The 12918-nt window shown below is 70.4% G+C and carries 12 protein-coding genes; 4 read left to right on the forward strand and 8 right to left on the reverse strand.

What is annotated here, in order from left to right:
• The coding region (locus GTW40_RS05445) for a BTAD domain-containing putative transcriptional regulator (protein ID WP_161179004.1) at positions 1-2671 on the forward strand (2671 nt) is incomplete at its 5' end.
• Positions 2672-2682: 11 nt separating this feature from the next.
• Here GTW40_RS05445 and GTW40_RS05450 read toward each other — a convergent pair.
• A complete protein-coding gene (locus GTW40_RS05450; protein WP_161179005.1) occupies positions 2683-3507 on the reverse strand; it encodes an ABC transporter permease in 825 nt (274 codons plus the stop codon).
• Positions 3504-4535, reverse strand: a complete 1032-nt coding sequence (locus GTW40_RS05455; protein ID WP_161179006.1) for an ATP-binding cassette domain-containing protein — start codon at positions 4533-4535, stop codon at positions 3504-3506. Before GTW40_RS05455 ends, GTW40_RS05450 begins: the two co-directional genes overlap by 4 nt.
• A 192-nt stretch (positions 4536-4727) precedes the next feature.
• On the opposite strand from GTW40_RS05455, the gene GTW40_RS05460 reads away from it, so the two are divergent.
• Complete coding sequence (locus GTW40_RS05460) at positions 4728-5225, forward strand: hypothetical protein (RefSeq protein ID WP_161179007.1); 498 nt, start codon at positions 4728-4730, stop codon at positions 5223-5225.
• Between the two features lie 95 nt (positions 5226-5320).
• On the opposite strand, the gene GTW40_RS05465 is transcribed toward GTW40_RS05460, so the two are convergent.
• From GTW40_RS05465 to GTW40_RS05475, 3 genes are all read right to left on the reverse strand, one after another.
• Positions 5321-6313, reverse strand: coding sequence for a helix-turn-helix domain-containing protein (locus tag GTW40_RS05465; RefSeq protein WP_161179008.1), 993 nt, complete (start codon positions 6311-6313; stop codon positions 5321-5323).
• 128 nt (positions 6314-6441) lie between these two features.
• Entirely contained in the window at positions 6442-6861 is a 420-nt protein-coding gene (locus GTW40_RS05470) for an ankyrin repeat domain-containing protein (RefSeq protein ID WP_161179009.1), read from the reverse strand.
• Between the two features lie 162 nt (positions 6862-7023).
• Positions 7024-7689: a DUF4097 family beta strand repeat-containing protein gene (locus GTW40_RS05475; RefSeq protein WP_161179029.1), complete on the reverse strand. Its 666-nt coding sequence runs from the start codon at positions 7687-7689 to the stop codon at positions 7024-7026.
• Between the two features lie 252 nt (positions 7690-7941).
• Between GTW40_RS05475 and GTW40_RS05480 the strand changes: the two genes are divergently transcribed.
• A complete protein-coding gene (locus tag GTW40_RS05480; protein WP_161179010.1) occupies positions 7942-8676 on the forward strand; it encodes a helix-turn-helix domain-containing protein in 735 nt (244 codons plus the stop codon).
• A gap of 102 nt (positions 8677-8778) precedes the next feature.
• Here GTW40_RS05480 and GTW40_RS05485 read toward each other — a convergent pair whose 3' ends face one another.
• Positions 8779-9930 (reverse strand): helix-turn-helix transcriptional regulator, encoded by a 1152-nt coding sequence (locus GTW40_RS05485; protein ID WP_161179011.1) that lies wholly within the window; start codon positions 9928-9930, stop codon positions 8779-8781.
• 157 nt (positions 9931-10087) lie between these two features.
• Between GTW40_RS05485 and GTW40_RS05490 the strand changes: the two genes are divergently transcribed.
• Complete coding sequence (locus GTW40_RS05490; RefSeq protein ID WP_161179012.1) at positions 10088-10588, forward strand: ATP-binding protein; 501 nt, start codon at positions 10088-10090, stop codon at positions 10586-10588.
• 328 nt (positions 10589-10916) lie between these two features.
• On the opposite strand, the gene GTW40_RS05495 is transcribed toward GTW40_RS05490, so the two are convergent.
• Positions 10917-11552 carry a LysE family translocator gene (locus GTW40_RS05495; protein ID WP_202485429.1) on the reverse strand — a complete coding sequence of 212 codons (636 nt, stop codon included), beginning with the start codon at positions 11550-11552 and terminating at the stop codon, positions 10917-10919.
• A 322-nt stretch (positions 11553-11874) separates the two neighbouring features.
• Entirely contained in the window at positions 11875-12738 is an 864-nt protein-coding gene (gene panB, locus GTW40_RS05500) for a 3-methyl-2-oxobutanoate hydroxymethyltransferase (protein ID WP_161179013.1), read from the reverse strand.
• Between the last annotated feature and the right edge of the window lie 180 nt (positions 12739-12918).

Raw genomic sequence — 12918 nt, forward strand, 5'->3', positions numbered from 1 at the left:
GGGCCGCCCCGCCCAGGCACTGGCCGCCTACGAGGACGTACGACAGCTCCTCGCCGACCGGCTCGGCTCCGACCCCGGGCCCGAACTGCGCGCGCTGCACACCGAGTTGCTCACCGAGGACACCCCGCCGCCCCCGCGTCCCGCCCCGGCCGCCGCACCGCGCCCCGCGCCGGGCAACCTGCCCGCGCGGCTCACCTCCTTCGTCGGCCGCGAGAGCGACATCGAGGCCATCGGCGCCGACCTCGCCGCCTCCCGCCTGGTCACCCTGCTCGGCCCCGGCGGCGCGGGCAAGACCCGGCTCTCCCAGGAGGCCGCCGAGGCGGTCCGGGACACCGTCCGCGACGGGGTGTGGCTGGCCGAACTCGCGCCCGTGGACGAGCCCGAGGCCGTCCCGCAGGCCGTGCTCACCGCCATCGGCGCCCGCGAGACCGTGCTGCACGGCGCGGGCGTCGAGGGCGCCCGCGCCGTCTCCGAACGCTACGGCGACCCCGTCGAGCGCCTGGTGGAGCACTGCGCCCGGCGCCGGATGCTGCTGATCCTCGACAACTGCGAACACGTGGTGGACGCCGCCGCCCGGCTCGCCGAACGCCTCCTCGCCGCCTGCCCCGGGCTGACCGTGCTCGCCACCAGCCGTGAACCCCTGGGCGTGCCGGGGGAGTTGGTGCGTCCGGTGGAGCCGCTGCCGGAGCCGGTCGCGCTGCGGCTGCTCGGCCACCGGGGCGCCGCCGCCCGGCCCGGCTTCGAGATCCAGGCCGACCCCGAGGCGTGCGCCGAGATCTGCCGCCGCCTGGACGGACTGCCCCTCGCGATCGAGCTGGCGGCCGCCCGGCTGCGCATGCTGACCCCCCGTCAGATCGCGGACCGGCTCGACGACCGCTTCCGGCTGCTCACCTCCGGCAGCCGCACGGTGCTGCCCCGCCAGCAGACCCTGCGCGCCGTGGTCGACTGGTCCTGGGAACTCCTGGACGAGGACGAACGCGAGGTCCTGGGCCGCCTGTCCGTCTTCGCGGGCGGCTGCGACCTCGCCGCCGCCGAGGCCGTCTGCGGCCCCGCCGCCCTCGACGCGCTCGGCTCCCTGGTCGACAAGTCCCTGGTGGTGGCCACCCCCTCGGCCGACGGCGGGATGCGCTACCGGCTCCTGGAGACCGTCGCCGAGTACGCGGGGGAGCGGCTGGACGAGACGGGCGAGCGCCTCGCCGCCGAGCGCGCGCATCTGACGTACTACCGCGAATTCGCCCGCACCACCGACCCGTTGCTGCGCGGCCCCCGCCAGCGCGAGGCCATCGGACTGTTCCAGCTGGAGTACGAGAACCTGCGTACGGCCTTCCGGCACGCCGTCTCCGTGGGCGACGAGCAGGAGGGGCTGATCCTGGTGCTGTCCCTGCTCTGGTACTGGCAGATGCGGGACCAGCGGCTGGAGACCCGGGCCTGGTGCGAGGACGTCATGGCGCTCGGCCCGGACCCCTTCGCGGAACCGGTCCGGCCCGCGGAGCCGGTGTGGGAGCGCTGCACCGACACCCCGCCCCCGCTCACCGGCGAACTCCTCGCCGAGGCCCGGCGCGGGCTGCACCTCGCCCACCTCGCCTGCATGGACACCGACCTGGAGGCCTGGCAGAACCCCGAGGCGCGGGCCAAGCTGCGCGTCGTCACCGAGGTCTACCACCCCGGCATGCCCCAGACCTGCCGCTCGCCCGGCATGCTCTGGTGGTTCGCGGAGATGCTCGTCAACGGCGCCGGGCGGCTGCCCGAGATCACCGACGCCACCGTGCGCACCTGCCGGGAGACCCCCGGCTACGAATGGGAACTGGCGGGCGCCCTCCAGACCCGCGCCAACCTGCTCGCCAACCGCGCCAGCTGGGCGGGCGACGCCGCCCGCGACGCCGACGAGGCACTGGAGATCTACCGGCGCCTCGGGGACGCCTGGGGCATCGCCGAGGCGCTGTCCGCGCGCGGGGAGGCCCATGAACGCAAGGGCATGAGCCGCGAGGCCGCCGCCGACTACGAGGGCGCGATGGAACACGCCGAACACCTCGGCGCCCGCGCCCAGCTGGCCGTCCTCGGCGCCCGCCTCGGCAACATGCTGATGGAGGCGGGGGAGAAGGAGCGCGGCGAACGCCTGCTGCGCGAGGTCGTCCACGAGCTGGACGGCAGACACAGCGAGGCGATGCCGGTGGCCCGGCTGTTTCTGGCCGCCTGGCTGCTCGTGGACGGCAGGACCGCCGAGTCCCGCGCACAACTCCAGTTGCTGCGGGAGGAGTTCGTCCTCTCCCGGTTCGTCGTCTTCGACGCCATGATCCTCACCCAGGAGGCGTGGCTGGACGCCGAGGAGGGGCATGTGGAGCGCGCGCTGGAATCGGTCCGCCGTGCGCTCGGGCTGGCCGGTGACCCGCTGTGCGACGTCGTCGTCCCGCAGATGCCGTCCCTCTGTCTCACCGCCGCCGCCCAGGCCCTCGCGGCCACCGGCGACCCCGCCCGTGCCGTGGACGGCGCCCGCTGCCTGGGCGCCTCGGTGGCCCTGATGCCGAACGGGCATCTGCGCTCCCATGTCGAGCAGCAGGCCTACGACCGCGCCGAGGCCCGTATCCGTGAAGCCCTCGGCGACGCCGCGTTCCGCGTCGCGCACGCCGAGGGCGGTGGCCTCTCCCTCGCGGAGGCCACCGCCCTGGTGTGAGCGCGTCAAGGTCAGCTCTTGGTGCGGAACTTGTGGATCGCGACGGGCGCCATCACGGCGGTGATCGCGACCGACCAGCCCACCGTCACCCACAGGTCGTGCGTCACCGGACCGCCCACCATGAGGCCGCGCGCGGCGTCCGCGAGCGTGGACAGCGGGTTGTAGTCGGTGAACGCCTGGAGCCAGCCAGGCATCGACTGGGTCGGCGCGAAGATGGACGAGCCGAACTGGAGCGGGAACAGCACCAGGAAGCCCATCGCCTGCACCGACTGCGCGCTCTTCATCACGACGCCGAGGGTGAGGAACACCCACATGATCGAGGACGCGAACAGCGTGGACAGGCCCACCGTGGCGAGCAGCCCGGACCAGCTGGTGATGTGGAAGCCGACCAGCACCGCCACGATCATCAGCACGACCGTCGCGAACAGCATCCGCGCCAGCTCCACCGCGATCTTCGCGAACAGCACCGAGCCGCGCCCGATCGGCAGGGACCGGAAACGGTCCATGACACCGCTGTTGAAGTCCTGGCTGAAGCCGGTGCCGACGCCCTGCGACATCGTCATGCTCATCATCGCGAGCATGCCGGGGATGACGTACTGGACGTACTGGTCCTGACCGCCGCCCAGCGCCTTGCCGATCGAGCCGCCGAAGACGAACACGAACAGCAGCGTGAAGATGATCGGCATCAGCAGCGCGTCGAACATCGACTCCGGGTCCTGCTTGATCCAGAGCAGGTTGCGCCGGACGAGGGCGCCGGTGTGCCGCAGATGCCCGCGCAGGGTGATCCGGGAGTCGGCCGTGACGGCGGCCGGGGCGGTGGCGTTGGCAGTACTCATACGGCGACCTCTTCGCGGGCGTCGGAGTCGGCGGGCGTGGCGTCCTGCGGGGCACCGGCGCGGTGGCCGGTGAGCGAGAGGAACACCTCGTCCAGGCTGGGGAGTTCGGTGACGATGGAGGAGATGGTGATGCCGCGCGCGGTCACCGCGCCGACGACGGCGGTCAGCTGCTCGTCGCTCAGGATCGGCACCAGCAGCGTGTTGTTCTCGCGGTCCACGGTGGTGGTCGCGAGCCCGGTGATGCCCAGCTCGTCCAGCATCGCGGCGAGCGGCTCCAGCTGGAGCGGGTCCACCGGGCGGATGCGCAGGGTACGGCCGCCGACGCGGGCCTTCAGCTCCTCGATCTGACCCGCGGCGACCACCTTGCCCCGGTCCACCACGGTCAGCTCGGAGGCCAACTGCTCGGCCTCCTCCATGTACTGGGTGGTGAGCAGCACGGTCACGCCCTCGCCGACCATCGCCTTCACCTCGTCCCACACCTCGTTGCGGGTGCGGGGGTCGAGGCCGGTGGTCGGCTCGTCCAGGAAGAGCACCTGCGGGCGGCCGATCATCGAGGCGGCCAGGTCCAGCCGCCGCCGCATACCGCCGGAGTACGTCGACGCGGGGCGCTTGGCGGCCTCCGTCAGCGAGAACCGCTCCAGCAGCTCGTCGGCGCGGGCGCGGGCGTCCTTGCGGGACAGGTCGAGCAGCCGGCCGATCATGTACAGGTTCTCCCAGCCGGGGAGCTTCTCGTCCACCGAGGCGTACTGCCCGGTCAGGCCGATCACCCGGCGCAGCTGGCGGGGCTGCCGTACGACGTCGTACCCGGCGACGATCGCCTCCCCGGCGTCCGGGGTGATCAGGGTGGACAGAATCCGCACAAGGGTGGTCTTGCCCGCGCCGTTCGGCCCGAGGACCCCCATCACCGTGCCCTCACGCACGTCCAGGTCGACCCCGTCCAGGGCCTTCGTCTCGCCGTAATGCTTGACCAGCCCCCGCACGGAGACCGCCGTCCGGCGGCCGTCGGAGTTGTCGTCGATTCGCGTCATGGCCATAAGGTCGCACGCCCCACTGACAATCCACCGACAGACGCCCGACAGCCCGCCGACGCCCTCGTGTCCGCCGCCTTGATTGCGTATGCGTCGAATGTTTCGTCCGCCCGGTACCGATCGCCCCACGATGGGGCGCGGGCGGACGGCCGTTCGCTTCGCGGAGCGCAACCAGGACACGGAGGACAGTCCATGCACTTACCCCGGACCCAGCCGATACCCAGAAAGCTCGCCGGACTCGTCGCGGGGGCGGGCCTGGTGCTCGTCATGCTGCTCGGCGCGGCACCGGCGCAGGCGGCCGACTCGGCCGCCCAGCGGACCGGTTCCGTCGCGCAGCGGGCGGACGAGCACGTGAACGCGGGTGTGCCGGCGAACTCGCCGGTGATCTCACCGGCCGCCGAACGCATCCGGTACGTCGACGGCGACACCTACGACTGCCCGTCCGGACGGCTGTGCGCCCGCGTGTGGGACCCGAACGCCGGCCGGTACAAGGTGTTCGACCTGTGGGCCTGTCACACCTACTCGCTGTCCTACTGGGGCGGCGGCGGTGGCTTCTACAACAACCAGACCACCGGTACGGTCGCACGGTTCTACAACCAGAGCGGCGGAGTCGTCCTCAGCTCGACGGCGTACGGCGTGGCCCCCGGGGGATGGAGCTGGGACCCGATCTGGAAGATCAAGAACTGCTGACCAGCACACCGCGTCACACACCACGCGTCACGCACCCCACAGCGCCCGCCGTACGGCCGTACTCCGGCCCGAGGCGGGCGCTGCCGCGGTGCCCTTCACACCCCCCAGTTCCCGTTCAGCAATGCCTCCCCCAGCCCGGTGCGCCGGTGCAGCATCCGGTGCCCGTCCCGGAACGAGCCGACCAGGCCCGCCTCCCGCAACACGGTGGCGTGGCGGCTGGCGTTGGCCGGTGACAGGTGGAGGGCGGCGGCGATACCGCTGGTGGACATCGGGCGGCCGAGCAGCTCCAGCACGCGGGCCCGGGTAGGGCCCAGCAGCCGCTGCAGGCCGGGTGCGCCGCCGGACCCGGCCACCGTGAGGCAGCCCGGCGCGAGCGGAAGCGGATACACCAGTACGGGGGAGAGCTCGCGGGCGGTGAGGGCGACGGGCTGCCGGACGCAGAAGAACGACGGGATCAGGGTCAGCGGGCGGCCGTTCAGCTCCAGCCCCCGGTCGAAGGGGTAGCCGCATTCGAGGCGGCCGTCCCGCCGGGACAGCAGGTCCGGCTGGTAACTGCCCAGCAACCCTTCCGCCCCCGCCGCGAGCGCCGACTCGGCGCGTCTGGCCAGGTCCGTGCCGACGGCCCGGTCGATGACCGTCCGGTACGGCGCGACGGCCACCGCGTGATAGGCGCGCACCGCCCGCCCCAGTCGGCGCAGTGCCTCGCTCCCGCCCTCCGCGAGCCGCCGGGCGCCCGACGGCATCGGGCGGTCGGGGTAGAGCCGGGCGAGTTCGGACCGTAGGCGTCCGCGGGGTGTGGAGAGCACCGCGTCCAGTCCGGTGTCCGGGTCGGGGTCGCCGAGGCCGGGGGTGAGGAAGTCCGGGAAGTAGGAGGCGCACGGGTTCACCTCGATCAGCGCCCGGGTCGTCCGGATCAGCCCCGCCCGCGCGAGACCCTCGCGCACCTGTCTGCGCCAGGGGTCGAAGACCAGGGCCGCGTGCCGGTTCTGGAGCAGATGGAGGCTGAGGACCACCTCCCACATGAAGTCACTGCCCGCCGCCACCCGCAGCCGACTGAGGTCGTCCGTGCCGAAGCCGATACGCAGCATGTCCCCACGCTCCCCGTGGCACGTCCGTCCCCAGACCTACCGTTGGGGCAGACGGACGGGCGGGGGCGGACGGTTTCGGGGGCGGCGAGAGTTGTCCGAATAGCTGCACGGGCGAGCGTGCCTGTCGGCTACGGGGCCGGGTTTGCCGCCCTGAGGACTTCGGCGGTCTCGGAGTGCGCGCCGCGCTCCGCCCACTCCAGCGGAGACCAGCCCGTACCCCGGTCCTCGCGCAGCGCGGGATCGGCACCATGCGCCAACAACTCCCGGACCGCCTCCGTGTGTCCCCAACAGGCGGCCGCACACAACGGAGTCCCCTCCGCCCCGGCTCCGCCGCTCTCCTGGTCCGGGCAGGCCCCGCCCGTCAGGAGCAGCCGCACCACTTCGGCCTCGCCCTGCACCGACGCCAGATACAGCGGAGTGGTGCCGTCGGTGTCCCCCCACCCCGGGCTCGCCCCGTTGCCCAACACCGCCTTCACGCCCCTGACATCACCTGCCAGGACTGCCTGGAAGAGCCGCCGGGAGAGCTTCTTGCGCTGCCGCTGTTTCATGGCCGGTGAGGCTAGCGAGGGGGGTGCATGAGGGCCACTCACATACGCGGGCTCCCCCGGGACGGGCGGCCGCGCCCTCGGTGCGGACCGGGGGGATCCCGATCGCGGTGGGCGCGGCCGCTGTCGTCCGGGTGCTGCTTCTCAGATGTCGCGGGCGTCGTTTCAGAGGCTCTGCGCGGTGATGTCGCCGTGGGAGGTGGTGGCGCGGATGTCGAGTTCGACGGTGCCGTCGTTCTTGAGGGTGTTGCTGACGCGGCCGTAGCCGGTACCGGCGTCCAGGGCGGCGGAGACGCCGGGGGCGGCGCCGACCGAGATGTCGCCGGACTGGGTGCGCAGAACGAGGGTGCCGCGCTCGGCCTCGGCGATACGGATGTCACCCCGTGCGGTGCTGATCTCCGCGGAACCGCTCAGCCGGCCGACCTCGACGTCGCCGTCGGTGACGGTGAGGCGGACGCTCGCGGCCTCGTCGATCTTGATCTGCTGGTAGGCGCCGTCGAAGACGACGTCGCCGAGGCGTCCGACGCCGCGCAGCCCGGTGGCGGCGGCCTTGACCTCGACGCCGGAGCCCGCGGGCAGCTGGACGGTGACCTCCAGGGAGCCGGAGGGGCCGAAGAGCTGCTTGTCGGCGGCCGGGGCGGTGACCCGCAGGACGCCGTCGGCGAAGGCGACGACGGTCTGCTCGGCGGCCTTGACGTCCCGGCTCTTGGAGGGGTTGGCGGGCCGGACGTCGACGGTGGTGTCGGCGCGGTCGGCGGCGATGAACTGGACGCGTCCGGCGGGGATGTCCAGGACGGCGGAGATCGGGGCGGTGGTGTCGAACTTCTGCATCATGCTCTCCCGTGTCGCTCGCTCTTTCTGACATCGGAAACGCTACGTTGCTTTCCATAAGACGACAACGGCCTTGTTGCACGCTACTTACGTATGTGCAGGTGGAAGCCATGAAAGTGTTGCAACGGCTCTGAATTCAATGCAACGACGGCCGCTCGCTCCATTGCAATGAGCGAGAAGTGAACGCTACGGTGGGGGACATGGGGCCGACCGGGGACCGTCCCGGGGCCGGGAACGAGTGAGGGGATCGCGATGCCGGGAGGCAGACTCACCCAGCAGGAACGTCAGCAGATCGCGCTGGGGCTGGCCGAGAGCCTTCCCTACGCCGAGATCGCCCGCCGTATCGACCGTCCGACCTCGACGGTCACGCGCGAGGTGATGCGCAACGGCGGCCCCACCGCCTACCGTGCCGACCTGGCCCACCGGGCCACCGAACGCCGCGCCCACCGGCGCAGGCCCGCCTCCCCCGGAGGACATCGGGCGGCCCCCCAGCCGCACGGGCGCGACGCCGCGGCCGTGGCCGAGTACGAGGAGACGTTCACGACCGTCCTGATGGCCTCGGGCCTGCCCAGGATGACGGCCCGGGTGCTGACCTGCCTGTACACCTCCGACGCGGGCAGCCTCTCCGCGTCCGAACTCGCCCGGCACCTCCAGGTCAGCCCGGCGTCCATCTCCAAGGCGATCACCTTCCTGGAGAGCCAGAGCCTGGTCCGCCGGGAACGCGACGAACGCCGCCGCGACCGCTACACCGTCGACAACGAACTCTTCTACCAGTCGACCATCGCGGCCGCCCGCTCCCACGACCTGCTCGTCAGGACCGCACGCGAAGGAGCCGCGGTCCTCGGCCGCGACACCCCCGCCGCCGCCCGCCTGGAGAACATCGCCCGCTTCCTCGACTTCATCAGCGAGAGCATGACCCGCGCCGCCGAACAGGCCCGCGAGGTCCTCCACACCAAGCCCGCGACGGCTTCGGACGACGCCCCCTGAAGAACAGGGGGACAGTCCCGTCGATGGGGGAAGTCGACCTGCCCGGCGAAGGATTTCGCCGTGTCGGTTCGGACGAGGACCCGCCTGTGAGCCGGTCGAGCGCTACGGCTCGATGGCCTTGAGTATCTGGTACGCCTCTCGCAGATCAGCGCTCTCCGGTAGCTCCCGGGCCTCGACCGCTCTGACGACTTCCAGCGCGCGCCAGTGGTTGGACGGTGCCACCTGTCCCGAGAGGATGGCCTTCTGCGCGGTATCGCAAGCCTCGTCCAGTCGGTCCTCCTTCAGGAGGGCCAGAGCCAGATCCAGGTTCGCGGAGGCCACGCGACGCGGCCACTTGGACGTATCGTCGCTCGGGCTCAGTCGCCTGATCACCTCTCGGGCGTACGGCTCCGCCGCCGAATCTCCCAGCCAGGCAAGAGTCGTCGCCGTGTAGGACAGCGCCTTGGTGGGGTCGTACCGGTAGTGATGCTCCGGTGTGTCAGGGCTTCCGATGGACGCCGACATCTTCTGGACCCGCTCGATGGCCCGATAGGTCTCCGACGCGTTTCCCAGCCGCGCGTGAGCCCTGCCTTCCTGCGCGGTCGCCTGAATCATGGCGGAGGTGCCGACCGGGGCGATGTCCTGCGCCGTATGGGAAATCTCCACCGCGCGCACGTAGTCGCCATCCGTGAGAACGCGCCATGCCTCGGTTTCCTGACACCAGGCTTCGATTTCCGGGTGGTTGGCTTCTCTCGCCAGCGTTGCGGCTGTGCGAAGACGCGCGGTGGCGGCGTCGTCCTCCATCAGATCGATGTGAACGGTGGCGCCCAGGAGAGACAGCCAACCGCCGACGACCAGCAGGCGGCGATGCTCGGACAGCGTTTTCTTCGCTTCCAAGAGCCTTACTGCGTAGGCGGAATGCTTACGTACCTTCCGTAGCAGGTCTTCGGGGTCTGCTTTGGGATAGGCCATCGCCAATTCGTCGAACGACTGCTCCAGTCGACTCAGCGTCGCCGGGCCCACATCGCTTGCCTGGACGCGTCGCGCGAGTTCCCACGCGTCCATTTCGTCGTCGTGGCGCGAAGTGGAATCGACTTCGAGTGACAGTCCAAGAAATTCGTTCAGTGCTTGAGTCAACTCGGAAGACGGTGCTTGTTTCCCATTGAGGACGCGGCTCAAGTAGGCAACGTCGTAGTGCAACTCCTTGGCCGCACCCCTGAGGCTCTTGCCTTGCTCCCTGAGTGCCTTACGCGCCGCGTCGGCGAAATCGACCATGAGAGCTGCTCCCGTTGACTGTTGACCCCGAGCATAGTCAACGCTGGTCAACTCCCCTGCAAGTAGGGCGGATCGGTTGAGTGAACAGCAAACACGGCAAGCGCTCTGGCGACCGCGTGGAGCGGTTCCGGAGATTGACCGACCGGCAGGAGCCGACATGGATCACGTTACCGCCGCCCCTCCCAGGGCGGAGGGCAGGGATCTTGCGCCGACGCGTGAGAGCGCACCCTTGGTCAGAGAGCGCACGAGGAACATCAATCGATTAAATGCTCGGTATCCGAAAATTCGCGCCAGTGTCAGTAGGGCACGTGAGTCCGCCCGTTCCTTCGCCGACGACATCGGCGCTGACAGCCTGTCGGACGATCTGGTCCTGATCGTCTCGGAGTTGGTAACCAACGCTGTCCTTCATGGCAAGACCTCTCCCGGACGGCAAGTCGCGGTGACCATCGAGCTCGACTCCGGGAGGGTTCGCGTGGAAGTGCGCGACACCGGCGACGGACGGCCCCGTAAGCGGTCCAAGAGGAATCCCTTGGCGACCTCCGGTCGGGGACTGGAGATCGTAGACGTCCTTTCCGAAGCGTGGGAAGTCACCGATCAGGTCGTAGGCAAGACCGTGTGGGCCGTGCTGCTCATCAAGCCCGCAGAGGCCGCCACATGACCAAAGGCGTCAAGGGGCTCGCGGAATACACGCTGCGCCTCGACCCGGACGCGCGGCAGGGTGCCGCCCACGCATGGTGCATGACGTGCGGAATGCGATCGCGGGAAACCGAGGACCAAGTCGCCGTACAAGGGTGGTGCAGGGGTCATGCCGATGAGACCGGGCACATGCGATTCCGGGGTGTGGTGACCACCTTTTTCGTGGTGATCCCTGACCCTGGGCAGTCCGCACGTGAGGAAGCGACCTGAACCCAGCGGGACTCGGTTCTGGGAAAGCCTCACGGTCACCGGCATCGTGGGGCTTCCTGGCGTCGAAGTCCCGCCGTCGTTCAGTCCCGCCCGCTGAACGCCAGCCGGATTCCCAGGCCGACCATCACGACGCCCGAGGTCCCGCCGATCCACGACAGCCGGCGAGGGGAGCGGGCCAGCCAACCGCGGGCGGTGCCGGCGAGGATGCCCCAGGTGGCGTCGGAGATCAGCGCGATCAGTACGCAGATCAGGCCCAGCAGCAACAGTTGCAGGTGGGCGTTTCCGGCCGACGGGTCGATGAACTGCGGCAGGACTGCACCGAAGATCAGCAGGCCCTTGGGGTTGCTCACCCCGACGATGAACCCCTCTCGGAACATCCCGGCAGGCGGCTCGGTCTTCGCTCCGTCCTGTTCGTCGGCCACGATCAGCTGGTGGCGGTGCCGCCAGGACTGGACGCCGAGGTAGACGAGATAGAGGGCGCCGGAGAACTTCAGGGCCGAGAACGCCACGTACGAGCGGGCGAGCACCTCCCCGAGGCCGAACGCCACCAGCACGACCTGCACCAGCAGCCCGGCCTCGTTGCCGACCGCCGTCGACACGGCGGCCCGTCGGCCCAGTGACGCCCCCCGGCTCACCACGAACAGAACACTCGGACCCGGCACGGCGATCAGTACGGTCACCACGGTCAGGAAAGCGGCCAGACGCTCCAATCCCATCACCGCAGAGTACGTGCGACAGCCAGGATTGTCCCGCGAATGTCACTCGGCTCGCACGAACAGCACGTACGGAACTACGCTAACGCGAGCCAGGGGTGGGGGAGTTGAGACGAAGGCCTGGCGGGCCCTCGCCGATGGTCCGATGACCTCTCTCGGAACATCCGGTCACCACAGGCATCCCCGAAGCCCACCGCAACCACCAATTGAGCAACCACGACGGCGAGCACCCCCTCCGCGAGAGCGGCGCCGGCTTAGGCGCAAAAAGGGGACAGCCCGCCGACGGGGGAAGATCGGCGGGCTGCCCGGGGTGTTGCCGCAGTGGCTAGTGGACCGAGTGTTCGTCGAGCGGGAACGTGCCGCCGACGACCTCCTCGGCGAAGGACTTGGCCGCGTCGGTCATGACCTCGCGGAGCGCCGCGTACTTCTTGACGAACTTGGGGACGCGGCCCGAGGTCAGGCCGAGCATGTCGGTCCAGACGAGGACCTGGGCGTCGGTGTCGGGGCCCGCGCCGATGCCGACCGTCGGGATGTGGAGGACGCGGGTCACCTCGGCGGCGAGTTCCGCCGGGACCAGCTCCAGGACGACGGCGAACGCGCCCGCGTCCTGGACCGACTTGGCGTCGCGGAGGAGCTGCTGGGCGGCCTCCTCGCCGCGGCCCTGGACGCGGTAGCCCATGGCGTTGACGGACTGGGGGGTCAGGCCGATGTGGGCCATCACCGGGATGCCCGCTTCGACGAGCAGCTTGATCTGCTCGTGCGAGCGCTCGCCGCCCTCCAGCTTGACCGCGCCGACCCCGGCGTCCTTGACCAGCCGGGTCGCCGAGCGCAGCGCCTGCACCGGGCCCTCCTGGTAGGAGCCGAAGGGGAGGTCGCCGACGATGAGCGCGCGGCTGGTGCCGCGTACGACGGCGGCGGAGAGCATGGTCATCTCGTCGAGGGTGACGGGCACGGTCGTCTCGTAGCCGAGATGGCAGTTGCCCGCCGAGTCGCCGACCAGCATCACGGGGATGCCGGCCTCGTCGAAGACGGACGCGGTCATCGCGTCGTAGGCGGTGAGCATGGGCCACTTCTCGCCCCGCTCCTTGGCGAGTGCGATGTCGCGGACGGTGATGCGACGGGTGCCCTTTCCTCCGTACAGCGTCTTGCCGTCGGAGGGCTTCGTCTGGGCAGCCGAGAGCTGCGTCATGGCAACGGCTCCTTACAAGTCATCTCGAGGCGCCCTTTCGGCGTCCCCGGATCGCCTCCATGGTGGCACCTCGTGCCGCACCTGGCCAGAGGGAGGTCCCCGTACAAGCCTCCGTGTGTAAGGCCTGGGTAAAGTAATTCAGATACGAGACGGTTCCGTATTGAAATGCCCCTAGGCTCG

The organism is Streptomyces sp. SID4985 (assembly GCF_009863025.1).
Classification (GTDB): Bacteria; Actinomycetota; Actinomycetes; order Streptomycetales; family Streptomycetaceae; genus Streptomyces.

Coding starts and splice junctions, on each gene's coding strand:
- GTW40_RS05450 (WP_161179005.1), bottom strand. CDS start 3,507: ATGAGTACTGCCAACGCCACCGCCCCGGCCGCCGTCACGGCCGACTCC.
- GTW40_RS05455 (WP_161179006.1), bottom strand. CDS start 4,535: ATGACGCGAATCGACGACAACTCCGACGGCCGCCGGACGGCGGTCTCC.
- GTW40_RS05460 (WP_161179007.1), top strand. CDS start 4,728: ATGCACTTACCCCGGACCCAGCCGATACCCAGAAAGCTCGCCGGACTC.
- GTW40_RS05465 (WP_161179008.1), bottom strand. CDS start 6,313: ATGCTGCGTATCGGCTTCGGCACGGACGACCTCAGTCGGCTGCGGGTG.
- GTW40_RS05470 (WP_161179009.1), bottom strand. CDS start 6,861: ATGAAACAGCGGCAGCGCAAGAAGCTCTCCCGGCGGCTCTTCCAGGCA.
- GTW40_RS05475 (WP_161179029.1), bottom strand. CDS start 7,689: ATGCAGAAGTTCGACACCACCGCCCCGATCTCCGCCGTCCTGGACATC.
- GTW40_RS05480 (WP_161179010.1), top strand. CDS start 7,942: ATGCCGGGAGGCAGACTCACCCAGCAGGAACGTCAGCAGATCGCGCTG.
- GTW40_RS05485 (WP_161179011.1), bottom strand. CDS start 9,930: ATGGTCGATTTCGCCGACGCGGCGCGTAAGGCACTCAGGGAGCAAGGC.
- GTW40_RS05490 (WP_161179012.1), top strand. CDS start 10,088: ATGGATCACGTTACCGCCGCCCCTCCCAGGGCGGAGGGCAGGGATCTT.
- GTW40_RS05495 (WP_202485429.1), bottom strand. CDS start 11,552: ATGGGATTGGAGCGTCTGGCCGCTTTCCTGACCGTGGTGACCGTACTG.
- panB (WP_161179013.1), bottom strand. CDS start 12,738: ATGACGCAGCTCTCGGCTGCCCAGACGAAGCCCTCCGACGGCAAGACG.